Below are 26,971 nucleotides of genomic sequence, written 5' to 3'. Positions count from 1 at the left end.
CGGCCCGTCACGAACTCCCGACCAGAACGCGGGGCCCCCATGAAAGGCATCATCCTGGCCGGCGGCAGTGGCTCCCGGCTGCACCCGGTCACGCTGGGCGTCTCCAAGCAGCTCGTCCCGGTCTACAACAAGCCGATGATCTACTACCCCCTGTCGGTGCTGATGCTGGCCGGCATCACCGAGATCCTGCTCATCTCGACCCCGCACGACCTGCCCGCGTTCAAACGCCTGCTCGGCGACGGCTCGGAGCTCGGCCTGCGGCTGGACTACGCCGAACAGCCCCACCCGAACGGCCTCGCCGAGGCCTTCATCATCGGCGAGGAGCACGTCGGCGACGACACCTCCGCCCTCATCCTCGGCGACAACATCTTCCACGGGCAGGGCTTCTCCGACGTCCTGCGCGCCGCCACCCAGGACCTCAAGGGCTGCGTCCTCTTCGGCTACGAGGTCTCCGACCCGCACCGGCACGGCATCGGCGAGTGCGACGCCGACGGCAACCTCGTCTCCATCGAGGAAAAACCCGCCCATCCCAAGTCGAACCGGGCGCTCACCGGCCTCTACTTCTACGACAACGACGTCGTCGAGATCGCCAAGGGCCTCAAGCCGTCCGCGCGCGGCGAGCTGGAGATCACCGACATCAACAACGTCTACCTCGACCGGGGCCGCGCCGCCTGCGTCGACCTCGGCCGCGGCTTCGCCTGGCTGGACACCGGCACCCACAAGTCGCTGCTGGACGCCGGGCAGTACGTGCAGACGATGGAAGCCCGCCAGGGCGTCCAGATCGCCTGCCTCGAAGAGATCGCGCTGCGCATGGGCTTCATCGACGCCGACCGGTGCTACGCGCTGGGCGAGCGGATCGGCAGCTCGGGCTACGGCGAGTACGTCATGGACTTCGCGCGCCGCGCGCGGCCGCTCACCGCGGTCTGACCCCGGAGGTTCCTTCCCATGCGCATGGTGGTCACCGGCGGTGCCGGGTTCATCGGCTCGGCCTACGTCCGCAACGTGCTTTCCGGCCGGTACCCGGGCTTCGAACCCGACGAGCTGGTCGTGCTCGACAAGTTCACCTACGCGGGCAACCGGGCGAACCTCGCGCCGGCCGCCGGCGACGAACGTCTGGACATCGTCGTCGGCGACATCTGCGACCCCGGCGTCGTCGAGCACGCGCTGACCGGCACCGACCTGGTCGTGCACTTCGCCGCCGAGTCCCATGTGGACCGTTCGATCGCCGGATCGGCGGAGTTCGTGCGCACCAACGTCCTCGGCACCCAGACGCTGCTGCAGGCCGCGCTCGAACGCGAGGTCGGCAAGTTCGTGCACGTCTCCACCGACGAGGTCTACGGCTCCATCGACGAAGGCTCCTGGCCCGAGACACACCCGATCGCTCCGAACTCGCCATACTCGGCGTCCAAGGCGTCCTCCGATCTGCTGGTCCGCGCCTTCCACACCACGCACGGTCTCAACGCCTCGATCACCCGCTGCTCCAACAACTACGGGCCCTACCAGTACCCCGAGAAGGTCATCCCGCTGTTCGTCACCAACCTCGTCGACGGCTTGCAGGTCCCCCTCTACGGCGACGGCCTCAACGTCCGCGACTGGCTGCACGTCGACGACCACTGCCACGGCATCCACCTAGTGGCCGAAAAGGGCCGGGCCGGCGAGGTCTACAACATCGGCGGCGGCACCGAGCTGACCAACCGCGAGCTCACCGAACGGCTCCTCGCCATCACCGGCCGGGACCACACCGCGATCCGGCCCGTGGAGGACCGCAAGGGCCACGACCGCCGCTACTCGGTGGACATCACCAAGATCACCACCGAGCTCGGCTACACCCCGCGCGTCGACATCGACACCGGCCTGCGCGACACCGTCGACTGGTACAAGAACAACCGCGGCTGGTGGGAACCGCTCAAGGGCTGAGTCACTGCGTGCGCAGCCGCGGCCACAGGGCGTCCCACGCGGTGGTCCGTCCACTGAAGACGGTCATCAGCTGCGGCACGACGTCCTGGTGGCGGGCGAACGCCCCGGCCACCGCCGGGCTCGCGTCGCCGACGAACAGGACGCTGTCGACGTTCTCGCCCGGGTGCCCGAAGTAGTAGTACCCGCGGTGGGCACTGTAGACGGCGGGAAGTCCCCGCTCCGCGCCGAAAAGCTCGAGGTCGGCGGCGAACGCGTAGCTGTCGGTCATGATCGCCGTCCTGGCCCGCTGCTCGGGCGGCAACGACCGGTACACCTGCACGACGGCGTCGGAAAGCTGGTCGAGCTGGCCGTCGGACTGCACGAAGACCTTGGCGGTCAACGGCACCAGCGGCAGGTCCGGGATCCGCTCGGCCCACGACTTCGGGTAGATCGGCAGCGCGACGAGCGCCTGGACGACCGACGCGGCGACGAGCAGCCAGCCGACGGCCTTCGCCACCGTGGGCCACTTGACGTCCTGCAGGCCGACGGCACCGGCGGCGAACAGCGGCGCGTACATGCTGTAGACGTAGTAGGACCGGCCGGAGGTCAGCAGGTAGGCCACCACGAGCAGCAGGAACGCGACGCCGAGGAAGCGGTACTCCCGCGTGATGAGCAGGCGCGCGAAGCCGAACAGCGCGAGCGGCACGCCGATCACCAGGCCCGGGCCCGACAGCAGTTCGAGCAGGAACGCGCCGGTCCCGGGGAACTCGGCCGAAACGACCTCGGACATCCGCGTGTACGGCCAGCCGTGCGCGGCCTGCCAGATCAGCGTCGGCACGGTGGTGAGCGTCGCGACCAGCGCGCCGAGCCACAGCAGCGGCCGGCGGACGAGGTCGCGCGGCCCGAAGACCAGCGACGCGGCGGCCAGCGCCACCCACAGCGCCGGGACCAGGAACTTCGTCTGCAGCGAGACGGCCGTGACGAGCCCGGCCGCGAGCAGCAGCCGGTCGTCGCGCACCCGGGTCCAGCGCACGACGAGCCACAGGATGAGCGACCAGAAGAACGGGTCGATCGAGTAGGTCGCGAGGTAGTGGCAGATGAGCGTCGCGCCGGACATCGCGTACGCGGCCGCGGCGAGCGTCTGCGCGACCCGGCGGCCGCCCAGCTCGCGCGCGGTCAGCGCGGTCAGCACGATCCCGCCGACCGCGGCCAGCGTCGCGGGCAGCCGCAACGCCGTCAGCGAGCCGGGGAACAGGTGATCCAGCCCGGCCGCGAGGAACGGCAGCAGCGGCGGCTGGTCGAAGTAGCCCCACGCGGGGTGGTCGCGGCCGGCCACCACGAAGTAGGCCTCGTCGAACGAGAACCCGTAGTTGCGGCTGGCGACGAGGAGCAGGACGCCGGCGACTCCCGCGATCAGGAGAACCGGGGTCCGCGCGAACGCCGTGCGGGTGCCGATGGTCTCGCTGGTAAGGGTCATACGTCGAGTAGACCCGCTCCGACCTGCCGGTTTCTGCGGCCGAGAGTGCTCATTCCGCACAACGAAAGTCGATCACGCCGCCCGGAGCCGCAACCTTCGTAGTCACTCGGAAGTGAGGTTTGAGCACAGAAGGTGAGGGTAGCGATTCCCCTAGACTTCGCCCGCGAACCGACGCTGAGCAGGGGTTTCCCGCGATACTGGCGACCATGACCCAGGGTCGGCACCTCGTGTTCTTCAGCTTTCCCGGCGTCGGGCACATCAACCCGATGCTGGGCCCGGTCGAAGCGCTCGCGGAGCGGGGCCACCGGGTCACGTTCTTCGTCGCCGAGCCGTTCGCGCACCTGCTGCGCGACAGCTCCGCCGAGACCGTGGTCTACCACTCCGACTTCCCCGCGTCGGTGACCAAAGTGGACAGTGCCGCGGACGCGGTCACGATGATCATCGACCTCATGCGCGAGGGCTTCGCGCCGCTCGAAGCGGCGCTGGAGCGGCTCTCCGGCGACCGGCCCGACCTGATCGTGCACGACACCATCAGCGGGAACGCCGCGCGGGTGCTGGGCCGGGCGTGGGACGTCCCGCTGGCCGAAAGCTGTCCCGTCTTCATCGAGAACGACGCCGACGAGATCCCCGGCGCGCCCCAGCCGCCCGACGACCACCCGGCCGCCACGGACTTCGACCACCGGGACCCGCGCCTGGCGCGGTTCGGTGAGGAGTTCGGCGCGGGCGTCTCGGCGCTGCTCACGCGGTACGGCCTGGACCCGCGGCTGGCAACGGCGAGCCTCTCGCCTGCCGGCGACGAGCTTCGCCTGGTCTACATCCCCCAGGCGTTCCACTACGGGAGCGAGACGTTCGGCGAGCGGTACCGGTTCGTCGGCCCGACCGCGGACTGCCGCGCGCTGGAGGGCCACTGGACCCCGCCCGGCGACGGCCGGCCGGTGGCGCTGATCTCGCTGGGCACGTCGATGAGCAAGGACCTCGGCTTCTTCACCGGCTGCATCGAGGCGTTCCGCGGCAAGCCGTGGCACGTGGTGCTGACGCTGGGCCGCGGCGCCGACCTGGCCGCGCTCGGCGAGCTGCCGCCGAACGTCGAGGCGCACGAGTGGATGCCGCACCCGTCGGTGCTGCGGTACGCGTCCGCGCTGGTCTGCCAGGCCGGGATGGGCAGCGTCCTGGAGGCACTGCGCTACGAGGTCCCGGTCGTCGCGGTCTCCCACAGCGGCGAGACGCTGGCCAACGCCCACCGCGTCGCGGAGCTGGGCCTGGGCCGGCACATCCCGGTGGCGTCGGCGACGGGCGCGGCGATCCACGAGGCGGTCGAGGCCCTGGCGGCCGACGGCTCGCTGACCGCCCGGCTCGCGCTGATGGCGAAGGAGATCGAGCAGGCGGGCGGCGCCCCCGCGGCCGCCGACGCCCTGGAAACCCTGCTCCCGTAAGCAGTCAGGCGGAGCGGCGGAAGCCCCGCGTGGCGATGATCGCGCCCGTCAGGCCGATCAGGCCGGCCGCGCCGAGGGCTGCCAAGCCGCCCGCTCCCACCGGGTTGCCCAGCGCCAGGTTGCGGGACGCGTCTACCGAATACGTCAGCGGGTTGACCGTCGCCACCGCGCGCAGCCACGCCGGCAGCGACGAGAGCGGCACGTACGCCGAAGACGCGAACATCAGCGGGAACATCACCATCGACGTCACGCCCTGCATCACCTCGACGTTGGTGATCCACACGCCGATGGCCATGAACATCCAGCTCAGCGACCAGCCCACCGCGATGCACATCAGCCACGCCAGCAGCACGCCGGTGAAGCCGCCGCCCGGCGAGAACCCGAACAGCGTCGCCGCCAGCACCAGCATGATCGCCAGCTGCAGCGCGTGCCGCACGACGTCGGCGAGGCTGCGCGCCACCAGCACCGACGCCGACGCGATCGGCAGCGTCCGGAAGCGGGCGACGACGCCGTTGCGCATGTCGTCGAGCAGTCCGACGCCCGACTGCAGCGCCACCGACAGCGACCCCATCACCAGCACCGCGGGCATCAGGTAGTCGATGTAGGACACCCCGGCCGGGAACGAGCTGGTGCCGGCCAGGCTCGCGAACACCTGGCTGAACAGGATCAGCACGATGAGCGGCTGCAGCAGGCCCAGCAGCACCAGCGCCCGGGACGCCACGACCGCGCGCAGCGAACGGCCGGTCAGGATGACGATCTGCATCGGCACGGAGGTGCCGCGCCACGGCCCGGATCCGGCCACGGTGGCCGCCGAGTCCGAAGTGGACAGTGTCGGTGCGCTCATCGGGTCAGAGCCTCTCGGTTTCGGTGCGGGGATCCCGTGGCCCGCCGGACAGGGCGAGGTACACGTCGTCGAGCCGCGGGTCCACCAGCGCCAGCTCGACCGGCTCGACCGCGACGTCGTCGAGGGCCCGGACCACGCGCACGAGGTCGGTGGACTTCTCCACCGGGACGGTCAGCGCGAGCCCGGCCAGTTCGTCCACTCCGGACACCCGCGGGTCCAGCCCGGCGGTCCGCACCGCGTCCGCGGCGCGTTCGGCGTCGGGCAGGTCGGCCAGGGTCAGGGTGACCGTGCGCTTGCCGACCTGCGCCTTGAGCGAGGCCGCGGTGCCCGCGGCGATCACCTTTCCCTGCGCCAGCACGACGATCTTGTCGGCGAGCCGGTCGGCTTCGTCGAGCATCTGGGTCGTCAGCAGCACGGTCGAGCCGTCGCGCACGAGCTGTTCCACGATCTCCCACATCGCGATCCGGGCCGCCGGGTCGAGACCGGTGGTCGGCTCGTCGAGGAAGATGACGTCGGGGTGGCCGACCAGGCTGGCGGCCAGGTCGAGCCGCCGCCGCATGCCGCCGGAGTACGTCTTCGCCGGGCGGCCGGCCGCTTCGCGCAGGCCGAACGCGGTCAGCAGCTCGTCGGCCCGTTCCTTGGCCGCCTTGGTGGAGGCGCCGAGCAGGCGGGCGATGAGGATCAGGTTGCGGAAGCCGGAAAGCTGTTCGTCCACCGACGCGAACTGGCCGGTGAGCCCGATGCGGCTGCGCAGGGCCACGGCGTCGCGCTGGACGTCGAGGCCCGCGACGCTGGCCCGGCCCGCCGTCGGCGTCACCAGCGTGGTGAGCACGTTGACCAGCGTGGTCTTGCCGGCGCCGTTGTGGCCCAGCAGGCCGCACACGGTGCCGCGCGGCACCTGCAGGCTGACGTCGTCCAGCGCGCGGACCTTGCCGAAGGTCTTGGTGATCCCCTCGGCCTCGACGAACAGGGTCACGGCCGTTTCCTTCCGCTGCGCCGGATCGGACACCGCTACAGTTAGCACACCGGGAAACCCCTTTCCCCGCACGGAAGCGCGACCCGAGGGGTTCGCCTAGACATGGTTGACCGGCCGCCGCGCGGGACTAGCTTTCGAACCATGACTCCCCCGTCGGGAAGCCACCTCGCCTTCCTCAACTATCCGGCCCACGGGCACGTCAACCCGACGCTGCCGGTCGCGGCCGAGCTCGTGCGGCGCGGCCACCGGGTGAGCTACGTCGTCGCCGAGCAGTACGCCGACGCCGTGCGCGCCACCGGTGCCACCGCGCTGCCGTACGAGTCCCACGTGCCGAAGTCCTGGGACACGGTGGCGATCCCGGAGGAGATCACCGGCGACGTCGTCGCGGAAGCGGGCCTCGCCCAGGCGCTGGAAGGCTTCGCGCCGCTGCGGACCGCGCTCGGCGCCTTCGAAGGCGACCGGCCGGACGTCTTCCTGTACGACGCCTTCGGCTACCCCACCGGGCGGCTGCTCGCGCGCAAGTGGGAGATCCCGGCCGTCCTGCTGTGCTCGACGTTCGTCGCGAACGAACGGTTCTCGCCGTACGCGGCCATGGCGGGCAAGGTCCCCGCGCCCGACCCGGCGCACCCCGCGCTCGCCAAGGCCGCGGCGGTGGTCGAAGACGCGCTCGCCGAGCACCTGCCGGGCACGTCCGCGGCCGAGTTCGCGCAAGCCCGCGAAGACACCAAGCTCGTGTTCCTGCCCCGCGAGTTCCAGCCCGGCGGCGACACCTTCGACGACGGGTTCGCCTTCGTCGGACCGTGCCTCGGCGACCGCGCCGGCGGCTGGACCCCGCCGGGCAACCGGCCGGTGCTGCTGATCGCCATGGGCAGCTTCGGCTACCACCGCCAGCGCGAGTTCTTCGCCTCGTGCCTCGAGGCGTTCGCCGGGACGCCGTGGCACGTCGTCATGACGATCGGCCGTCTGGTCTCGCCGGCCGACCTCGGCCCGGTGCCGCCGAACTTCGAGCTGCACCCGTGGGTGCCGCAGCCCGCCGTCCTGCGCCGGGCGAGCGGGTTCGTCTCGCACGCCGGGATGGGCAGCACCATGGAGTCCCTCGCGCTGGGCGTCCCGCCGGTGGTCGTGCCGCGCACGCTGGAGCAGGAGATCGTCGCCGACCGCGTCACCGAGCTCGGCCTCGGCGCCCGGGTCGACCCGGCCGGCGTCGACGCGGAAACGCTGCGGGCGGCCGTCACCGGCCTCGCCGAAGACGCCGCCGCGCACGAGCGCGTGGCGCGGATGCGCGAGCACATCACCGACGCCGGGGGTGCCGCGGCGGCCGCGGACCGCGTCGAGGCCCGACTGACCGCCCGACCCTGGGAGTGAATCCGAAGTGGACACCACCGAGCCGACCGCCGCCCCGGAGATCGCCCCCGACGGCGGCGCCGCCCTGCTGACCTGGCTGGAGAAGATGCGCGCCGACACGCCCGTGTGGCAGGACGGCTCGGGGGCCTGGCACGTGTTCCGCTCCGCCGACGTCCGCCGCGTCAGCACCGACGCGCAGCTGTTCTCCTCGGACACCACGCGCCTGACCTCGCCCGGCGACCAGGCGCCGCCGGGCACCCTGCTGGTCATCGACCCGCCCGAGCACCGCAAGCTGCGCCGCCTGGTCAGCCAGGCGTTCACCCCGAAGGTCGTCGCCGACCTCGAGCCGCGGATCACCGAGGTCACCCGGGAGCTGCTGGCCGCGGTCGAGCCGGACGCGACGGCGTTCGACCTGGTCGACGTGCTGGCCTACCCGCTGCCGGTGATCGTCATCGCCGAGCTGCTCGGCGTGCCCGCCACGGACCGCGAGCTGTTCCGGGGCTGGGCCGAGGCGCTGATGGCGCTGCAGGTCGACGACCCGAGCACCGGGGAGAAGCTCGCCGTCGCCATCGAGGAGATGGAGGCGTACCTCAACGCGCAGATCGCCGACCGGCGCGCGCGGCCCCGCGACGACCTGCTGACCCGGCTGGTGGAGTCCTCGATCGACGGCGAGCGGCTGACCGACGAGGAGGTCGGCAACTTCACCGCGCTCCTGCTGCTCGCCGGGCACGTCACCACCACCATGCTGCTCGGCAACGTCCTGCTCTGCCTGGAGGACGCGCCCGGCGGCTACGAGCGCGTCCGGGCCGACCCGGCGCTGGTCGAGCCGCTGCTGGAGGAGGTGCTGCGGCTGCGGCCGCCGTTCCCCCGCGTGGTCCGGGTGACCACGGCCGACGTCGAGGTCGCGGGCACGGTCATCCCCGCCGACTCGATCGTCTGGGCCTGGGTGGTGTCGGCGAACTACGACGAGCGCGAGTTCACCGCCCCAGGGCGGTTCGACCCGCACCGCAAGCCCAACTCGCACGCCGCGTTCGGGCACGGCATCCACTTCTGCCTGGGCGCGCCGCTGGCGCGGCTGGAGGGGCGCGTCGCGCTGGAGCTGCTGTTCGAGCGGTTCGAGCACCTGCGGGTGGCCCCGGGTGCGGAGGTCCCGTTCCACGCCGGCGGCGTGTTCGGCGTGCAGCGGCTGCCGGTCACGACCACCCCACGCTGACCCCGCGCGACCGCACCCACCGAAGGCCGCCCCGGGGGTGCCGTACCTGCGGCGGGGCGGACCACAGTGTTAGCGCCGAACCGCCGCACCGGCATTGACGGGCCATACCCCGTTGGCTAGCGTACGAGACGTCGTTTGGTTTGTTTCCAACGAAACGGACCGAAGCGGCCGGTGTCCGGGTGGACTCGAGGATCGTTCTGGGGAAGGAACTCGAGGTTTCCGCTGGGGTGGTGTGAAGAACCGTCCGGACTCCCCGCCGCGGACCCTCTTGAGGGGAGCTCGAGGGTCGTCGACGTCTTTTGTCCGTGGGCAATGCCTCGAACGTAGAACCGAATCTGGGGGTTCGAACTCGATGAACACGCGTCTCGATTCCGTGGTCGACCGGCCGGTCGCCGCACCGCACGGCCTCCCCGCCGCCACCGAAAGACAGAACCAGAACGTCCCGTCCTTCGACATGTCCGACGTCTGCATCGCGAATCTGGGTCCCGATCTCCGGGTCATCGAAGCCAACGGCGATTTCCTCCGGCAGCTGGGACGCACCGCGTCCGACGTTTTCGGACAGAGCTTTGTGGACTTCGTGCACCCGAGCGCCAAGCAGTTCACGCTGCAGCAGCTGGCGCGGCTGAACGAAGGCCGCCGGGACCGCTTCAGCGCGCGCCTGGTCGGCGTGCGGCCCGCGCAGCCGGTGCTCTCCGGCGGCCTGACGGGCATCGCGGTGCGCAGCCGATCGGGCCAGGTCACCACGATCGTCGTGCTGATCAAACCGGACCGCGCCGCGGATACCCCGCGGCCGGGCATCGAGAAGACCAAGCTTCTCAGCGAGCTCGACGCGAAGGTCCTCGAAGGCGTCGCCGCCGGGATTTCGACCGTGCAGCTGGCGTCGAAGCTCTACCTGAGCAGGCAGGGCATCGAGTACCACGTCGGCGCGATGCTGCGGCAGTTCAAGTCGCCGAACCGCTCGGCGCTGGTCTCCAAGGCGTACTCGCAGGGCATCCTCTGCATCGGCCAGTGGCCGCCGAAGGTGACCCCGCAGTACATCCGCTGAGCCGCTTTCAGCGGTGTGCGGGCGAAGATACCCTGCGCTATCCTGCGGGGGCACGGTTCGATTTCCAAAATGCCGGAAAGGGATGAACTGGTGGGAATTTTCGGAAAAAAGGAAGACGATTCCAAGAAGAAGCCGGCGGACACCAAGGCGGACAACGCCAAGGCTGACGACGAAAAGAACCGCAAGCGCCGCAGCCGCCTTTTGGGTGGCGCGTACGGCGGCGGCTCCGGCGGCTGAGCCGGCGGGCTGACGAGGCGACCGGATCGGGTGGGCCGAGGGAGACCTCGGACCACCCGATCCGCGTTTCCGGGGTCTGCGCCGGAGCCGTCATCGACTGTTGGTGAGTTTCCACCAACTCGGGCGGAGGCTACTCTGCGGCAACAGCGGTCGTACCCGCAGTGACGATCGGCGACCTCAGCTCGACCGGGGAACCACCGGCTCGGCCCACTCCGGCACGTCGAGGATCTCCACCACGGCACCCGCCACACTGACCCCCGGCGCGATCCCGACCATCAGCACGTGGTCCCCCGGCGCCAGCTGCCCGGTCCCCAGCATGTTCGCCAGCGACGCCACCTGGTCACTCGCCCCGAGGTGCCCCAGCCCCCGCCCGAAGTCCCAGTTCGACTTCTCGAGGGGGATCCCGAGCATCGCCAGCAGGCCGTCCTCGACGTACTTGCGCGAACCGTGGTTGTAGGCGATGCGGCTGACGCCGTCGAGCCCGATGCCGGCCTCGGCCAGCACACGGTCGATCAGCTCGGACCGCGTTTTCAGCAGGTTGAGCCCGCTGTGCAGCATCGTGTCGCGGTGTTCGAAGCCGAAGAAGTCGATGCGCTCGGCGAAGTCCATGAACCGGCCGATCGTCGCGCCCGGCGGGAACATCGGCTCGTCGCCGCGGTGCATGCCCTCCAGCTCCGGCACCGTGATCGAGCCGGCCGACTTCAGCCGCGCGAAGCCCGACGTCGTGTTCAGGACGACCGCCGTCGCGCCGTCGCCGATGATGAAGTCCGGGCGCAGGCAGCGCCAGCGGTTGACCAGCGGGGACGTCGAATTGTCCGACGCGACCGTCATCGCCGTCCCGCCGCCGCGCGCGATCAGGTACGTCGCCGCCAGCTCCAGCGCCCCGAACATGCCGTTGCAGCCCTGCCGCAGCTGCGCCGCGAGCAGGTCGCCGCCGACCAGGTGCCGCTGCAGCCAGAACTGCGGGAACCAGCCGTCCGGGCCCGAGTGGTAGTTGTCGGCGTAGAGCAGGACGTCCAGCGCCTCCGGGTCGACGGCCGCCCGCGCGACGGCCTGCTGCCCGGCCCAGAGCGCCATGTCCGGGGCCGGGGTCTCGCCGGCGCAGGCCGCGCCGGTCAGCCCGGTCGCCTCCGCGTCTTCGGCGGTGATCCACCCCTGCTCGATCGCGTGCCCGACACCGGTGGTCTCGGGCACGTACGTGCCGATCCCACTGAGGTAGACGTCCGCCAGCTTCACTTCGCCTCCACTTTCGGCCGCAGCCACGACTCGACGGCGTCGGCCGCGCGGATCTCCCCGCCGGCCAGCGCGACCTGTTCGCTCATCCACCGGACCCGCTGGGCGACCACCGGATCGCCCGCGGTCTTCGTGACGGCGTCGAGCAGTTCGGCTTCGGTGACGTCGGTCCGCGACACCACGCACCCGAGCCCGAGGTCCGCGACCCGCGCCGCGGTCACCACCTGGTCGCTCTGGGACGGCGTCAGCACCATCGGCACGCCGTAGTGCAGCGCCTCCATGGTGCTGCCGAGCCCGCCGTGGGTGACGAACACGCGGGTGTGCGGCAGCAGCGCCGCGTGCGCGACGAACGGGTGCGCCTCGATGTTCTCCGGCAGCGGCCCGAGCTCGGCCGGGTCGACCCACCGGCCGAGCGTCAGCACGACGTGCCACGGCTGCCCGGTGAAGGCGCGCACGCACTTGCGGAAGAAGCCGACCTGCTCGCGGCTGCGCGAGGTGCCCAGCGAGATCAGGACGACCGGCAGCCCGTCCGCGGGCGGCGTCCACTCCCCCGGCGCCACCGTCCGGTCGAAGGACGGACCGACGAACGCGAAGCGCTCGTCGAAGGTCTCGCCGTGGATCTGGAACGCCTTGGGCAGGTAGACGAGGTGGTAGGGCGGCTCGCCGCCGGCGGTGTCCACATCGGACAGACCGTGCTCGGCCAGCAGCCGCTGGGCGTGCTCGACGAACGCGGTCAGCTCGGGGTCGGTGAGGTCGGGCGGCTGGGCGGCGTCGGACTCGGCCTGGGCTTCGTTCAGCCGGAAATGGGCGTTGGAGGCGAACTCCGGGCACGACTCGACGGCCGGCACGGACCACTTCCGGGCGACCAGCCGCGCCGTCTCGGACGCCGCCAGGTCGTGCAGGACGAGGTCCGGCGGGTCGTCGGCGAACCGGGCCATGGCGGCCGGCAGCGGGGCGAGCCCCTCGCCCATGAACGCCAGCATGGCCCGCAGCGCGTAGCCGTCGGACGCGGTGTCGCCCAGCCCGGTCGCCCACGGGAACGTCGAGGTGTAGGGCAGCACTTCGGCGCCGGTCGCCGCCACCTTCGCGGCGAACTCGTCGACCACGGCGAAGGTGACGCGGTGGCCGCGGCGCACCAGCTCGGCGACGACCGGGAGGACCGGCGCGACGTGGGCGTACGCGGGGAAGCTGAAGACAGCGATGTGCCTGCTCACCACCGAATCGTCGGGCACCGTCCCCTCCCGGTGAAGTGGCTACCACGCGAGGTCTGGCGGTTTCCCCCGAGTCCACTTGGCACAGTGCCGCCTCCGGCACGACTAGGGGCTTCCACAGAGTTCTCCGGCAAAACCGGGCACCGGTACCCGCCGTCCCTATCCTGCAGACGACCCGTCGAGGGGGAACTCAACAGTCGTTTAAAAGCAACGAAATGCACGTCGCCGCGGGTAAGGGCAGTCCGCGACCCTTGGGGAAGGACCTTCATGAAGACGAGCGTTGACGACCTGGCCCTGTTCGGCGGCCCGATGGCCTTCGAGAAGACCTTGGTGGTGGGGAAACCGAGCACCGGGGACCGGGCGAAGTTCTACGAGCGGCTCGAAGTGGCCCTGGACAGCGGCCGCTTGACCAGCGGCGGCCCGCTGGTCAAGGAGTTCGAGGCGCGGATCGCCGACCACACCGGCGCGAAGCACTGCGTCGCCACCTGCAACGGCACGATCGCCCTCGAAGTGATGGCGCGGGCGGCCGGGCTGACCGGCGAGGTCATCATGCCGTCGATGACCTACGTCGCGACCGCGCACGCGATGCGCTACCTCGGGTTGACGCCGGTCTTCTGCGACCTCGACCCGGCCACCGGGTGCATCGACCCCGAGCAGGTCGAAAGCCTGATCACCGACCGCACGACCGGCCTGGTCGGAGTGCACCTGTGGGGCCAGCCGGCCGCCATCCAGGAACTCGAGAAGATCGCCGAAGTGCACGACCTGACCCTGTTCTTCGACGCCGCGCACGGCATCGGCTGCACCTTCGGGCCCCAGCCGCTCGGCGGGTTCGGCAAGGCGGAGATGTTCAGCTTCCACGCGGCGAAGGTCGTCACCACGTTCGAGGGCGGCGCGATCGTCACCAACGACGACGACTTCGCCCAGCTCGCCCGCTACACCCACAACTTCGGCTGGGGCGAGGAGCACGTCACCGAGTTCGCCGGCACCAACGCCAAGATGAGCGAGGCGTCGGCGGCCATGGGCCTGACTTCGCTGGACGCGCTGCCCGCGACCATCGCCGCCAACGAGGCGCACTACGAGGAGTACACCGCCGAGCTGGACGGGCTCCCCGGCCTGGAGATGCACCGCTACGACGAGGACAACCGCAACAGCTACCAGTACAACGTCGTCAAGGTGGACGAGCGGGAGTGCGGCCTGTCCCGCGACACGATCCTCGAGCTGCTGCGTGCGGACAACGTGCTGGCGCAGCGGTACTTCTCGCCATGCGTGCACGAGTGCGAGCCCTACCGGACCGAGCGGCCGGTCTCGCTGCCGGCCACCGACGCGTTCTCGCGCCGGGTGCTGACGCTGCCGACGGGGCCGTCGGTCACCAGCGAGCAGGTCCGCGAGGTGTCGGCGCTGGTGGCGTTCGCCGTCGAGCACGCGCCGGAGATCCGCCGCCGCCTCGCCGCCCGCGCCTGACGCCGTCGTGAGTGAGAAACGGTGTTCTGACACTGTTTCTCACTCACGACCGCTCGGCGACCAGCTTCTCCAGGTCGGCCACCAGTTCGTGCGGGGTCGGCTGGGCCAGGGCGAGGTCGCGGAGGCGACGAGCATGGGCCGCGAAGCTCGGTTCTCCGACCAGTCTCGCCACCGAGGTTCGCAGGTCGTCGGCCGTGAAGCCGTTGTGCGTGAACAGCAATCCGGCACCTTCGTCGACCAGGCGCTGAGCGCGCAGCAGGTGGTCGGCGATCGGCGTGGTCACCGTCAGCTGGGGCACGCCGGCGACCAGCGCCGCGCCGTAGCTGCCGAAGCCGCCGTGGTGCACGATCGCCGAGCAGCTCGGCAGGACCGTGTGCAGCGCGACCGACTCGACGACCCGGACGTTCGCCGGGACCGCGTCCAGCGCCTTCCGCTGCGCGGGTACCAACGCGGCGATCACTTCGATGTCCAAAGTAGACAAAGTGGCCAGGATGTCCGGAATGGACACGTAGTCGCCGCCGAACGCGTCCGTGTTGGACGAACCCAGCGTCAGGCACACCCGCGGCCGGGACGGTGGCTCGCGCAGCCAGTCCCAGACCACCGCGCGGCCGTTGTAGGGCACGTGCCGGACCGGCAGCCGCCGGACGCCGGAGCGCGCGCCCAGCGGCTCCGGCAGCGGGTCGATCGTCGCCTGGCCGGTGACCAGCTCCTCGGCGAACTCCACGCCGTACGGCCGCCCGGTCAGCTCGATCCAGTCGTACAGCGGGTCTTCCTGCTGCTCGACCGGCTGGTCGGCCATCAGCTTCAGGAACGTGACGCGCATCGCGCACCAGACATCGGCCCAGCACAGCTGCCGGACGTGCGCGGCGCCGCAGGCCTTCGCCGCGATCGCCCCGGCATAGGTCAGCGCGTCCCAGACGACGAGGTCCGGCCGCCAGTCCCGCGCGTGGGCGACGAGGTCCGCGACCATTTCGTCGTTGTAGATGGCGAACCCCGCCCACACGGTGAACGTGTAGCGCTGGTGCAACGCCTCCCAGGTGTGGGACGCCGGGTCGGTGTCGTTCCAGTTCGCGATGTCGGCTTCCTGGGCGTCGCGGTTCTGCTTCATGCCCTCGTGCATCGTGTTGTCCGCGCCGACCGGCACCGCGGTCAGGCCGGTGCCGGTGACGACGTCGGCGAACCCCGGCGACGCCGCGACCCGCACCTCGTGCCCGGCCGCGACGAGCGCCCAGGCCGTCGGGACCATGCAGTACAGGTGGGACTTCTCGTCCAGCGTCACGAACAGCACGCGCACGGGTTCGCCTTTCAGTGGTGACCGGACAACGCGCCCGCCAGCCGCGCGGAGATCAGCCGCAGCACCTCGGGCTGGTGGTCGGCGAGGAAGAAGTGCCCGCCGCGGAACACCTTCAGCTCGAACTCGCCGTCGGTGTGCTCTGCCCACGCACGAGCCTCGTCGAGCGTGGTCTTCGGGTCGGCGTCGCCGGTGAGCACGGTGATCGGTGTGCCGAGCTTCGGCCCCGGCCGCTGGACGTAGGTCTCGGCGGCCCGGTAGTCGTTGCGGATCGCGGGCAGGGCCATCCGGAGGATCTCCTCGTCGCCCAGCACGGCCGCGTTCGTGCCGCCGAGCCGGCGCACCTCGGCGACGACGCCGTCGTCGTCGAGCAGGTGCACGGACTCGTCGCGGCGACGCGACGGGGCGCGCCGCCCGGAGGCGAACAGGTGCAGCGGGGTGACCCCGGTCCGTTCCAGCCGGGCGGCGACCTCGAACGCCAGCGTCGCGCCCATGCTGTGGCCGAACAGCGCGAACGGCTGCCGCGTCCGCTCGGCGAGCACCTCGGCGAGCCGGTCCGCGAGCACGGGCAGGCTGTCGATCCCGGGCTCGTGCCGCCGGTCCTGCCGTCCCGGGTACTGGACGGACAGCACCTCGACCGACCGGCCGAGCCCGGCGGACATGGGGAAGTAGAAGCTGGCCGAGCCGCCCGCGTGCGGCAGGCAGAACAGCCGGACGGCGCCCTCGTCCGCCTCGTGGTAGCGGCGGAGCCACAGCTCCGGGTCGTCAGTCATGCGTGAACTCCGTCCTGGAGGGTGGTCACGAGCCAGCCGCGCACGGTCCCGGCGGTGGTGGCGGCGTGGTCCTCGACCATGGTGAAGTGGTTGCCCGGCACGTCGACGACGGTGTCGGCGGTGTCCCAGTGCGTCTGCCACTCCTCGGGCGCCAGCGGCTCGCCGGCGACCGGGGGTTCGGACGAGCGGACCAGCAGGAGCGGCACCGGCAGCTTCACGGGTTCCCAGCCGGCCATCAGCCGGAAGTACCAGCTCATCGCCGACAGCCGCGCGGCGTCCATCGGGGCGAACACCTCTTCGCGGTCGAACATGCCGCCGAACAGCTCGTCGCGGAACCGGTCCAGCGGCGAGTCGGCGCGCGGCAGGTAGCTGTCGAGCAGCACGACAGCGAGGGGTGGCGTGCCCCGCTCGTCGAGGAGTTCGGCGGCGGCGTGCGCGAGCATCCCGCCCGAAGACGAGCCGAGCAGGACGAACGGCTCGCCGTCGGCAGCCCGCAGGACCGCGTCGGCCTGCACCTCGGCGACCGCGCGGACGCTGGCGGGCAGCGCCTCGCCCTTGACGAACCCCGGCGCCGGCAAGGCGTGCACATCGCGGTCGCCGCGGAACGGCGAGGCGAACCGGGCGTACTGGTGCACCCCGGCCAGCGCGACGTACGAGCTGAAGCAGATCAGCTTGGGTGTCCGCTCACCGGCAGCGAGTTTCACCGATCCGAGCTGGGTGTTCAGGTCCGCGGCCGAGTCGAAGGTGGGGCGGAGCAACGCCGCGTTCTGCAGCAGCTCGAAGCCTTCCTTCATCTTGCCGAGTTCGCAGGCCGTGCGGAACAACGCACCGAGCGTCTCACCGGCGTCCACAGTGGACTTTTTCGGTTCCTCGGTGACGTTCAGCTCGGCCCGCAGGTGGGCGGCGAGGTCCTCGGGGGTCGGGAAGTCGAAGACCAGCGTCGGCGGCAGCCGCAGGCCGGTGGCCGAGCCGAGGGTGTTGCGCAGCTCGACCGCGGTGAGCGAGTCGAACCCGGCGACGAGGAACCCGACGTCCGGGCGCACCGCGTCCGGACCGGCGTGCCCCAGCACGGTGGCCGCGGCGGTCCGGACCAGGTCCAGCAACACTGTTTCCCGGTCCGCTTCGGACTTTCCGGCCAGCGCCCGGTGCAGAGTGTCCTTTCCGGCTTCTTCCGCCGTCACGGCTCGCCGAGCCGGACGTACCAGTCCCTTGAGGACGGTCGCGGCCGAACCACCGGACAAGTCCAGCTTCGCGGGGACCAGCGCAGGTTCGGTGAGCGTGGTAGCGGCGTCGAACAACGCCAGCCCCTGCTCGACCGACAGCGCCCGGACGCCGCCGCGAGACATCCGCTGCCGGTCGGCGGAGTCCAGTGCGGAGCTCATCCCGGTCTCCCACAGTCCCCAGGCCAGCGCCTGGGCGGGCAGGCCGCGAGCGGCCCGGTGGGCGGCGAGAGCGTCGAGGAAGGCGTTGGCCGCGGCGTAGTTGCCCTGCCCGGGCGCGCCGAAGGTGGCCGACACCGACGAGAACAGCACGAACGCCGAGAGGTGCCGATCCGCGGTCAGCTCGTGGAGGTGCCAGGCCGCGTCGACCTTGGGCCGCAGCACGGTGTCCAGCCGTGCCGGGGTGAGGCTGTCGATGACGCCGTCGTCGAGCACGCCGGCCGCGTGCACGACCGCGGCGAGATCGGGGATCCCCGCCAGCAGCGCGGCGACCGCCTCCCGGTCCGCGGTGTCGCACGCGGCGAGCCGGACGTCCGCGCCGAGTGCGGTCAGCTCGTCCCGCAGGTCAGCGGCACCGGCTGCGCTCCGGCTGGCCAGCACGAGCCGCCGCACGTCGTGCGCGGTGACCAGGTGCCGGGCCAGCACCCGGCCGAGGCTGCCGGTGGCACCGGTGAGCAGCACGGTGCCATCCGGCCCGAACGGCCGCTTCCCGGTGGCGGACTCGGCGGTGGCCCGGCTCAACCGGGCGGCGAGTAGAGTGCCGTCGCGCAGGGCCAGCTGCGGCTCGTCGCTGAGCACCGCGGCCGGTAAAGCCGCCATGGACGGGTCGATCGATGGGCCGGGCTGGTCTCGGCCAACCGCGACCGCGGCCGGCAACGCGGCCATCGACCTCTCGATCGACGAGCTGGAGTGCTCCCAGCCGCCCGCGACCCCCTGCGCGCCATCACCCGAGAGCCCCTCAACCGACGTGTCGAGGTCGATCGGCCGGGCCCGGCCGGGGTGCTCCCCGCCACCCGCAACCGCCCGCGCGCCATCACCCGGCAACCCCTCGGCCGACTCATCGAGGTCGACCCGGCCGGGATGCCCCCAGCCACCCGCGGCCGGGAGGGCGTCAGCCGACGTGTCGAGGTCAATCAGCCGGACCCGGCCGGGGTGCTCCGCCTGCGCCGAGCGGACCAGGCCCCAGATCGGCGCGGCCGCCAGGCCGGGAACGCCATCGCCGGCCGTCGCCGCCACCGCGCCGCGGGTTACCACGACCAGCCGGGAGGCGGCGAACCGCTCGTCCGCCAGCCACTCCCGCAGCAGGCCCAGCACCTCGTGGGCGGCCGACCGGGCGACGCCCGGCAACGCCCCGGCCGCCGGCGTCCGGACGGGGGCCAGTACCACTTCCGGCACGGCCATGCCGAGCCCGACCGCGGTGCCGAGCGCGTCGACGTCCACATAGGACTCGCAGGTGACGCCGCTCGCGTCGAGCGCCGGGCCGATCCCGAGGTCGTCGGCGCCGAGGACGGCCCACCTCCGGGCGCCGTCGACCGGCACCGGCGGGACCGGTCGCCAGTCCAGCCGGAACAGCGAGTCGTGCGCCTTCCGGGCCGGCTGGGGCCCGTCGGCCAGCGGCCGCAGCACCAGCGCGTCGACCGACGCCACCGCGCGGCCCGCCGGGTCGGCCAGGCTCAGCTTGACCGTGTCATGGCCGTTCGGCGTCACCGTGACCCGGACCGAGGTGGCCCCGCTCGCGTGCAGCGTCACCCCGCTCCAGGAGAACGGGAGGTAGGTAAGGCCCGCCCACTCGGCGACCGTGCCCAGGACGTGCAGCGACGCGTCGAGCAGCGCCGGGTGCAGGCCGGACCGGGCCGCGTCCGCGTGCTCCTCCGGCCGCAGGGCCACTTCGGCGTGCACCTCGTCGCCGTGCCGCCACGCCGCCCGCAGGCCCTGGAACGCCGGGCCGTAACCGAACCCGCTGTCCGCGGTGTAGAGACCGTCGAGATCCAAGGGCTCGGCACCGACCGGCGGCCACTCCCTGACGTCTTCGGGGGCGGGACCGGGCTCAGCGGTCAGGCGACCGCTGGCGTGCCGGGTCCACGGCTCGTCGTCGAGTCGCGAGTGGACGGTCACTCCCCGCGTGCCCGACTCGTCCCGCGTGCCGACGACGACCTGCAGCTGCACGCCGCCACCGGTCAGGTCCAAGGGCGTCTCGATGACCAGCTCGTCGATGCGGCCCGCGCCGACCTGCTCGGCCGCGCGCAGGACCAGCTCGACGAACCCCGTGCCCGGGAACAGCGTGCGGCCCGCGACGACGTGGTCGGCGAGCCAGGGGTGGGTGCGCGGCGAGACGCGGCCGGTGCACACCACGGTGCCGTTCTCGGCGTTCGTGATCGACGCGCCCAGCAGCGGGTGGTCCGGGCGGTCGAGGCCCGCCAGCGTGACGTCCCCGGCCGCGGCCAGGTCGAACTCCGGCCAGAACCGTTCGTGCTGGAAGGCGTACGTCGGCAAGGACGCCGGGTCGCCGGTTCCACCGAGGACGCGGGCCCAGTCCACTGTGGACCCGCTGACGTGCAGTTTCGCCAGTCCGGTCAGCAGGTCCCGCGGTTCGTCCTTGCGCAGCAGCGCGGTGACCACCGCACGGTCGTCGAGACAGGCGGCGGCCATGGCGGTGAGCACGCCGTCCGGGCCCAGCTCGGCGAACCGGGTCACGCCCAAGCCGGCGAGCGTGGTGACGGCGTCGGCGAACCGGACGGTCCCGCGGGCCTGGCGCAGCCAGTACTCCGGCGAGGTCAGCTCGGTCGCGGGCGCCCCGGTCAGCGTCGAGACGACCGGGATGGCCGGAGGGGCGAAGGTGACGCCGTTCAGGACCCGACCGAAGTCCGCGAGCATCGCGTCCATGTCCGCCGAGTGGAAGGCGTGCGAGACGCGCAGCCGCCGGGTCTTGCGGCCGGTCCAGTGCCGCTCCACCTCACGGACACCCTCCTCGGCACCGGAGACCACGACGGACGTGGGCCCGTTGACCGCGGCGACGTCGACCCCCGCGGGCAGCGTCGGCACGACTTCGGCCTCGGTCGCCTCGATCGCCAGCATCGCACCGCCGGCCGGGAGGGCCTGCATGAGCCGGCCGCGCGCGGCGACGACCGCGCAGGCGTCGGGCAGCGACCACACGCCCGCGACGTGCGCGGCGGCCAGCTCGCCGATCGAATGCCCGGCGAGCCGGTCCGGCCGGACACCCCAGGACGCCAGGAGCCGGAAGAGGGCCACTTCCACCGTGAACAGCGCGGGCTGGGTGTACTCGGTCCGGTCGAGCAGGTCCGGTTCGGTGTCGATCACCTCGCCCAGCGGCCGGTCGAGATGGGTGTCGAACTCCGCGCAGACCTCGGCGAAGGCGTCGGCGAACGCCGGGAACTCGCGGCGCAGCCCGGCACCCATGCCGAGCCGCTGCGCGCCCTGGCCGGTGAACAGGAACGCGGTCCCGCCCTCGGCGCGCACACCCGTGACGACGCCGGACGCGGGCCGGTCGGCGGCCACCGCGGCCAGGCCCTTGACCAGCTCGTCCCGGTCCTCACCCACAACGACCGCCCGGTGCCCGAAGACCGTACGGGCGGCCAAGGCCGTACCGATCTCGGCGGAGTGGTCAGCGACGTGGCTGAGCAGCCGTTCGGCTTGACCCCGCAACGCCTCCGGACTGTGGCCTGACACGCTCCACGCCGTCAGCGATCCGGAAACGGCACTTTCACGGGAAAGTGCGACTTCGGGCGCGGCCTCGATGATGACGTGGGCGTTGGTACCACTCACGCCGAAGGACGATACGCCGGCACGGCGCACGCGGTCGCCGTCCGGCCACGGCACGGACTCCGACAGCAGCTGGACGTCGCCGTCGGTCCAGTCCACATGGGACGACGGCACCTCGGCGTGCAGGGTCTGCGGCAGCAAGCCGTTCCGAAGCGCCAGCACCATCTTCATGACCCCGGCGACTCCCGCCGCGGCCTGCGTGTGGCCCACATTGGACTTGATCGAACCGAGCCACAGCGGACGATCGCGGTCCTGGCCGTAGGTGGCGATCAACGCCTGCGCTTCGATCGGGTCGCCCAGCGACGTCCCGGTGCCGTGGGCTTCGACAGCATCCACATCGGACGCTTCGAGCCCCGCGTTCGCGAGTGCCGCCCGGATCACGCGTTGCTGCGACGGTCCGTTCGGCGCGGTGAGCCCGTTCGACGCGCCGTCCTGGTTGACCGCGCTGCCCCGCACGATGGCGAGCACCGGGTGCCCGTTGCGACGCGCGTCGGAAAGCCTTTCCAGCACCAGCATTCCCGAGCCTTCGCCCCAGCCGGTGCCGTCGGCGGTGTCGGAGAAGGCTTTGCACCGGCCGTCCGGGGCCAGCCCGCGCTGGCGGCTGAACTCGACGAACGAGCCGGGCGTCGACAGCACCGTGACCCCGCCGGCGAGCACGAGCGAGCACTCCCCCGTGCGCAGCGCCTGGATCGCCCAGTGCAGCGCGACCAGGGATGACGAGCACGCGGTGTCGACGGTGACGGCCGGGCCCTCTAGGCCGAGCGCGTAGGAGATCCGGCCCGAGAGCACGGAAGCGGCGTTGCCGGTGCCCAGGTAACCTTCGGCGCTCTTCGGCGCCAGTGCCAGCAGGGCCGGGTAGTCCTGGCCGTTGGTCCCGGCGAACACGCCCACCGGCGCGCCGCGCAGCGACTCCGGGTCGATCCCTGCGCGCTCCAGGGCTTCCCACGACGTCTCGAGCAGCAGACGCTGCTGCGGGTCCATCGCGAGGGCCTCCCGCGGCGAGATCCCGAAGAAGGCGGGGTCGAACAACGCGGCGTCGTCGAGGAAACCGCCTTCTCGGGCGTATGACGTGCCTTCGCTGTCGGGGTCCGGGTCGTAGAGCGCGTCGAGGTCCCAGCCGCGGTCGGCCGGGAACCCGCCGATCGCGTCCCGGCCCTCGGCGAGCAGCGCCCACAGCTCGTCCGGGGTGCGGACGCCGCCGGGGAACCGGCAGGCCATCGACACGATCGCGATCGGCTCGTCGTCGGTCCAGGCCGCGACGGGCGCCGGTGCCACCGGTGCCGCGTCGCCGGCCAAGTGCGCGGCCAGCGCGTTCGGGGTGGCGTAGTCGTAGATCAGCGTGGCGGGCAGGCGCTGCCCGGTGGCCGAGGCCAACCGGTTGCGCAGTTCGACGGCGGTCAGCGAGTCGAAGCCGAGGTCTTTGAACGCGCGGTCCGGCTCGACGGCCGCCGCGCCGGCGTAACCGAGCACCAGCGCCACGGCGGTCCGGACGACGTCGAGCACGTCGGCCGGCCGGTCGGCGGGCTCGGCGGCCGCCCGCGGCGGGACGAGCCCGGCGAAGATCGGCGGCAGCGCCGGGGCGGCACGCAGCACGTCGAAGTCGAACCGGATCGGCAGCACGGCGGGCTCGCCGCCGCGGCAGGCCGCGTCGAACAGCCGGAGACCCTCCACAGTGGACAGCGGGATCATGCCGGTGGCGCCCAGGCGGCGACGGTCGCGATCGGCGAGCCCGCCGGTCATGCCGCCGTCCTGGGCCCACAGGCCCCAGCCGAGCGCGAGCCCGGGGAGGCCGTGGTCGCGGCGGTGGCGGGCCAGCGCGTCGAGCCAGACGTTGGCCGCCGCGTAGTTCGCCTGCCCCGCCGGGCCGAGCGTCCCGGAGATCGAGGAGAACACGACGAACGCCGTCAGCTCGGTGCCCGCGGTGAGTTCGTGGAGGTTCGTGACGGCGTCGATCTTGGGGCGCAGCACGGCGTCGAGGCGTTCGGGGGTCAGCGCCGACACGACGCCGTCGTCGAGGACCCCGGCCACGTGGACGACGCCGGTCAGCGGCCGGTCGTCCGGGATCGTCGCCAGCAGGGCGGCCAGCGCGGCGCGGTCGGCAGCGTCGCAGGCCGCGACGACGGGTTCCGCGCCCAGCTCGGTCAAGTCGGCGATCAGGTCGGCGGCGCCGTCGGCGTCCGGGCCGCGTCGGCTCGCGACGAGCAGGTGACGCACGCCGTGGTCGGTGACGAGGTGCCGCGCGATCTGCGCGCCCAGAGCCCCCGTCCCGCCGGTGACCAGCACCGTCCCTTCCGGACCGAAGGACGCGGACGGGCCCGGCTCAGCTGCCTTGGTCAGGCGGGACGCCCGGATCTCGCCGTTACGCACCAGGAACTCGGGTTCGCCGGTGGCGAGGGCGGCGGGTAACAGCCGCGCGGCCGCCGGGTCGTCGACGTCGGCGAGCACGAACCGGCCGGGGTTCTCCGCCGCGGCCGAGCGCACCAAGCCCCACACGGGCGCCTGCGCGAGGTCCGAGACGCCCTCGGCGACGGCGGCACCGCGGGTCAGCACGACCAGCGTACGGCCGTCAAACCGCTCGTCGGCCAGCCAGGAGCGCACGAGGTGCAACGCGCGGCGCGCCGCGTCACCAGGGGTGTCCACTTCGGACCGGGACAGGAAGGGGGCGACGAGGACGTCGGGTAGCGAGCCCGCCTCGGCGACGCCGTCGAGGTCGGGGTGGCAGGCCAGCGCGCCCAGCTCGGCGAACAGGGCGGCGGCGAGTTCGCGGTGACCGGAACCGAGCAGCGCCCAGGTCGCCGGGACGGGCTCCCCCGCCGGAACCGGCACCCAGTCGAGCTTGAGCAGGGCGTCGCGGGTGGTGTCGCCGACCGGGCGGGGCAGCTCCGGCCAGTAGGTCTCGCGCTGGAACGCGTAGGTCGGCAGGGCGCACGGCCGCGCACCGGGGAACAGCGCGCCCCAGCGGGCTCGCGCGCCTCGGACGTACAGCGTCGCGACGGCGGTCAGCGCGGTCCGGACTTCGTCGCGGTCCTTGCGCAGCAGCGCGGCGGCCGTCGTGCCGGGCAGGCACTCCTCGGCCATGGCGGTGAGCACGCCGTGCGGCCCGACCTCGAGGAACCGGGTGGTCCCGAGGTCCGCGAGCGCCGCCACGGCGGCGGCGAACCGGACGGGCTCCCGGACCTGCCGGACCCAGTAGTCCGGGGTGGTCAGCTCGTCGGTGAGCGGGGTCCCGGTCACGGTCGAGACGATCGGGAGCCGCGGCCGGGCGTAGGTGATCCGCTCCGCGACCCGGCCGAACTCCGCCAGCATGGGGTCCATCAACGGGGAGTGGAAGGCGTGGGAGACGGTGAGCCGCCGGGTCCGGCGGCCGAGTCCGGCGAAGTGGCGCTCGATCTCGTCGGTGCCGTCGCCGGACACCACGACGGAGTCCGGTCCGTTGACGGCGGCGAGCGAGACGGTCTCGGTGAGCAACGGCGTCACTTCGGCTTCGGTGGCTTGGACGGCGACCATCGCCCGGCCGCGTGGGAGCGCCTGCATGAGCCGTCCGCGGGCCGCCACCAGCTCGGCCGCGTCGGCGAGGCGGAAGACGCCGGCGACGTGCGCGGCCGCCAGCTCGCCGATGGAGTGCCCGGCCAGGTGGTCGGGTGTCACGCCCCAGGACTCCAGAAGCCGGAACAGCGCGACCTCGACCGCGAACAGCGCGGGCTGGGTGTAGGCCGTTTCGTCGAGGTCCACTCCGGACTCGACGACCGTCTTGAGTGGATGGTCGAGGTGGCGGTCGAACTCCGCGCAGATCTCGTCGAAGGCATTCGCGTAGGCCGGAAATCGGTCGTAGAGTTCGCGGCCCATGCCGGCGCGTTGGGCACCCTGGCCGGTGAACAGGAACGCGGTCAGGCCTTCGGTGACCACGCCGCGTACGAGGACCTCCTCGCCGTTGGCGAGCGCGCGCACTCCTTCGGCCAGCTCGCCGGCGTCGCCGATCAACACGGCTCGGTGCTCGAAGGCCGACCGAGTCGTCGCGAGCGCCAGCCCGATCCCGGCGGGGTCGCCTTCGATACCGGCCAACCGCGCGGCTTGGGCGCGCAGGGCGGCGTCCGACCGTCCGGAAAGGACCCACGGCACGACGGACTGACATTCCTCGTGCCGGGTGTCCTCTTCGGCCGGTGGCGCGGCCAGGAGCACGTGCGCGTTGGTCCCGCTCACGCCGAACGCCGAGACGCCCGCGCGGCGCACCCGCCCCTCGTCCGGCCACGGGACCGGCTCGGTCAGCAGGCGGACGTCGCCGGCCGACCAGTCCACCTTGGACGACGGCTGATCGACGTGCAGGGTCTTCGGCAGGACACCGTTGCGCAGCGCGAGGGTCATCTTGATCACGCCAGCAACCCCGGCAGCGGCCTGGGTGTGTCCGAGGTTCGACTTGATCGACCCGAGCCACAACGGCGTCCGGCGTTCGCGGCCGTAGGTGGCCAGCAAGGCCTGCGCCTCGATCGGGTCACCCAAGCTCGTCCCCGTACCGTGCGCTTCGACGGCGTCCACATCGGACGGTGTCAGCCCGGCGTCGGCGAGTGCGGCGCGGATGACGCGTTGCTGCGACGGGCCGTTCGGGGCGGTGAGCCCGTTCGACGCGCCGTCGGAGTTGATCGCCGAGCCCGCGACGATCGCGAGCACGGGGTGGCCGTGCCGGCGGGCGTCGGACAGCCGTTCCAGCAGGACGACGCCGGCGCCTTCGCCCCAGCCGGTGCCGTCGGCGGTGTCGGCGAAGGCCTTGCAGCGGCCGTCCGCGGCCAGCCCCTGCTGCCGGCTGAAGCCGATGAACGCGCCGGGCGTCGTCATGACCGTGACCCCGCCGGCGAGCGCGAGTTCGCATTCCCGTTCGCGCAGCGCGTGCGCCGCCCAGTGCAGCGCGACCAGCGACGACGAGCAAGCCGTGTCGACGGTGACGGCCGGGCCTTCCAGGCCGAGCGCGTAGGCGATCCGTCCGGAAAGGACACTGGCGGCGTTGCCGGTGCTCTCGTAGCCGTCGCCGACGCCGGGTGCGAGGCTGAGCAGTCCCGGGTAGTCCTGGCCGTTGGTGCCGGCGAACACGCCGACCGGCTCGCCTCGCAGCGAAACCGGGTCGATCCCGGCGCGTTCCAAGGCCTCCCAGGAGGTTTCGAGCAGCAGCCGCTGTTGCGGATCCATGGCGAGGGCCTCGCGGGGCGAGATCCCGAAGAAGGCGGCGTCGAACGCGCCCGCGTCGCGGACGAACCCGCCCTGGCGGACGTAGCTCGTGCCCGGGTGCGCCGGGTCGGGGTGGTAGACGGCGTCGAGGTCCCAGCCGCGGTCGTCCGGGAAGTCCGTCAGCGTGTCGGTGCCGGTCTCCAGGACCCGCCAGAGGTCCTCGGGCGTCTCGATGCCGCCGGGGAACCGGCAGGCCATGGCCACGATCGCGATCGGCTCGGGCGCGTACGCCTCGGCGGCCCGCAGCCGTTCCCGCGTCTCGTGCAGGTCGGCGGTGACCTTGCGCAGGTAGCCGAGCAGCTTCTCCTCGTTCACGTCGC

General features: G+C 72.3%; 15 protein-coding genes and 1 pseudogene. 8 read left to right on the top strand and 8 right to left on the bottom strand.

Going from position 1 to position 26,971, the window contains the following annotated elements:
- Window positions 1–39: 39 nt before the first annotated feature.
- Window positions 40–927, top strand: a complete 888-nt coding sequence (rfbA, locus tag ACZ7OH_RS21430; protein ID WP_470282365.1) for a glucose-1-phosphate thymidylyltransferase RfbA — start codon at window positions 40–42, stop codon at window positions 925–927.
- Between the two features lie 18 nt (window positions 928–945).
- Window positions 946–1,917, top strand: coding sequence for a dTDP-glucose 4,6-dehydratase (gene rfbB, locus ACZ7OH_RS21425; protein WP_470282364.1), 972 nt, complete (start codon window positions 946–948; stop codon window positions 1,915–1,917).
- A 1-nt stretch (window position 1,918) separates the two neighbouring features.
- On the opposite strand, the gene ACZ7OH_RS21420 is transcribed toward rfbB, so the two are convergent.
- Window positions 1,919–3,373, bottom strand: coding sequence for an ArnT family glycosyltransferase (locus tag ACZ7OH_RS21420; protein WP_470282363.1), 1,455 nt, complete (start codon window positions 3,371–3,373; stop codon window positions 1,919–1,921).
- 206 nt (window positions 3,374–3,579) lie between these two features.
- Between ACZ7OH_RS21420 and ACZ7OH_RS21415 the strand changes: the two genes are divergently transcribed.
- The gene (locus tag ACZ7OH_RS21415; protein WP_470282362.1) at window positions 3,580–4,806 is read left to right on the top strand and encodes a macrolide family glycosyltransferase; all 1,227 of its coding nucleotides are present in this window, start codon (window positions 3,580–3,582) and stop codon (window positions 4,804–4,806) included.
- A gap of 4 nt (window positions 4,807–4,810) precedes the next feature.
- On the opposite strand, the gene ACZ7OH_RS21410 is transcribed toward ACZ7OH_RS21415, so the two are convergent.
- Window positions 4,811–5,650 carry an ABC transporter permease gene (locus tag ACZ7OH_RS21410; RefSeq protein WP_470282361.1) on the bottom strand — a complete coding sequence of 280 codons (840 nt, stop codon included), beginning with the start codon at window positions 5,648–5,650 and terminating at the stop codon, window positions 4,811–4,813.
- Window positions 5,651–5,654: 4 nt separating this feature from the next.
- Window positions 5,655–6,626: an ATP-binding cassette domain-containing protein gene (locus ACZ7OH_RS21405; RefSeq protein WP_470282360.1), complete on the bottom strand. Its 972-nt coding sequence runs from the start codon at window positions 6,624–6,626 to the stop codon at window positions 5,655–5,657.
- Between the two features lie 141 nt (window positions 6,627–6,767).
- Here ACZ7OH_RS21405 and ACZ7OH_RS21400 point away from each other — a divergent pair, with 141 nt between their 5' ends.
- The 4 genes from ACZ7OH_RS21400 (at window position 6,768) to ACZ7OH_RS21385 (ending at window position 10,465) form a co-directional block, all read left to right on the top strand.
- A complete protein-coding gene (locus ACZ7OH_RS21400; protein WP_470282359.1) occupies window positions 6,768–7,991 on the top strand; it encodes a macrolide family glycosyltransferase in 1,224 nt (407 codons plus the stop codon).
- Window positions 7,992–8,076: 85 nt separating this feature from the next.
- Window positions 8,077–9,183 (top strand): cytochrome P450, encoded by a 1,107-nt coding sequence (locus ACZ7OH_RS21395; RefSeq protein WP_470282598.1) that lies wholly within the window; start codon window positions 8,077–8,079, stop codon window positions 9,181–9,183.
- 352 nt (window positions 9,184–9,535) lie between these two features.
- Window positions 9,536–10,228 (top strand): helix-turn-helix transcriptional regulator, encoded by a 693-nt coding sequence (locus ACZ7OH_RS21390; RefSeq protein ID WP_470282358.1) that lies wholly within the window; start codon window positions 9,536–9,538, stop codon window positions 10,226–10,228.
- A gap of 69 nt (window positions 10,229–10,297) precedes the next feature.
- Complete coding sequence (locus tag ACZ7OH_RS21385) at window positions 10,298–10,465, top strand: hypothetical protein (RefSeq protein WP_400904872.1); 168 nt, start codon at window positions 10,298–10,300, stop codon at window positions 10,463–10,465.
- A gap of 177 nt (window positions 10,466–10,642) precedes the next feature.
- On the opposite strand, the gene ACZ7OH_RS21380 is transcribed toward ACZ7OH_RS21385, so the two are convergent.
- Both ACZ7OH_RS21380 and ACZ7OH_RS21375 read right to left on the bottom strand, forming a co-directional pair.
- Window positions 10,643–11,701 carry a ketoacyl-ACP synthase III family protein gene (locus ACZ7OH_RS21380; RefSeq protein ID WP_470282357.1) on the bottom strand — a complete coding sequence of 353 codons (1,059 nt, stop codon included), beginning with the start codon at window positions 11,699–11,701 and terminating at the stop codon, window positions 10,643–10,645.
- Window positions 11,698–12,912, bottom strand: coding sequence for a macrolide family glycosyltransferase (locus ACZ7OH_RS21375; protein ID WP_470282356.1), 1,215 nt, complete (start codon window positions 12,910–12,912; stop codon window positions 11,698–11,700). Before ACZ7OH_RS21375 ends, ACZ7OH_RS21380 begins: the two co-directional genes overlap by 4 nt.
- 264 nt (window positions 12,913–13,176) lie before the next feature.
- Here ACZ7OH_RS21375 and ACZ7OH_RS21370 point away from each other — a divergent pair, with 264 nt between their 5' ends.
- Window positions 13,177–14,370, top strand: a complete 1,194-nt coding sequence (locus ACZ7OH_RS21370; protein ID WP_470282355.1) for an aminotransferase class I/II-fold pyridoxal phosphate-dependent enzyme — start codon at window positions 13,177–13,179, stop codon at window positions 14,368–14,370.
- 43 nt (window positions 14,371–14,413) lie between these two features.
- Here the strand turns inward: ACZ7OH_RS21370 and ACZ7OH_RS21365 are convergent, their stop codons facing one another.
- The 3 genes and pseudogenes from ACZ7OH_RS21365 to ACZ7OH_RS21355 form a co-directional block, all read right to left on the bottom strand.
- Window positions 14,414–15,664, bottom strand: coding sequence for an activator-dependent family glycosyltransferase (locus ACZ7OH_RS21365; protein WP_470282354.1), 1,251 nt, complete (start codon window positions 15,662–15,664; stop codon window positions 14,414–14,416).
- Between the two features lie 11 nt (window positions 15,665–15,675).
- Entirely contained in the window at window positions 15,676–16,434 is a 759-nt protein-coding gene (locus ACZ7OH_RS21360) for a thioesterase II family protein (protein WP_470282353.1), read from the bottom strand.
- Window positions 16,431–26,957 (bottom strand): annotated as a pseudogene (locus ACZ7OH_RS21355) (type I polyketide synthase); the annotation flags it as partial. The pseudogene ACZ7OH_RS21355 and the gene ACZ7OH_RS21360, both read right to left, overlap by 4 nt.
- Window positions 26,958–26,971: the final 14 nt, after the last annotated feature.

The organism is Amycolatopsis sp. NPDC114478, from assembly GCF_055633805.1.
The sequence above is the reverse complement of the archived record's forward strand: the minus strand, read 5'-3'. Positions and strand labels throughout refer to the sequence as shown.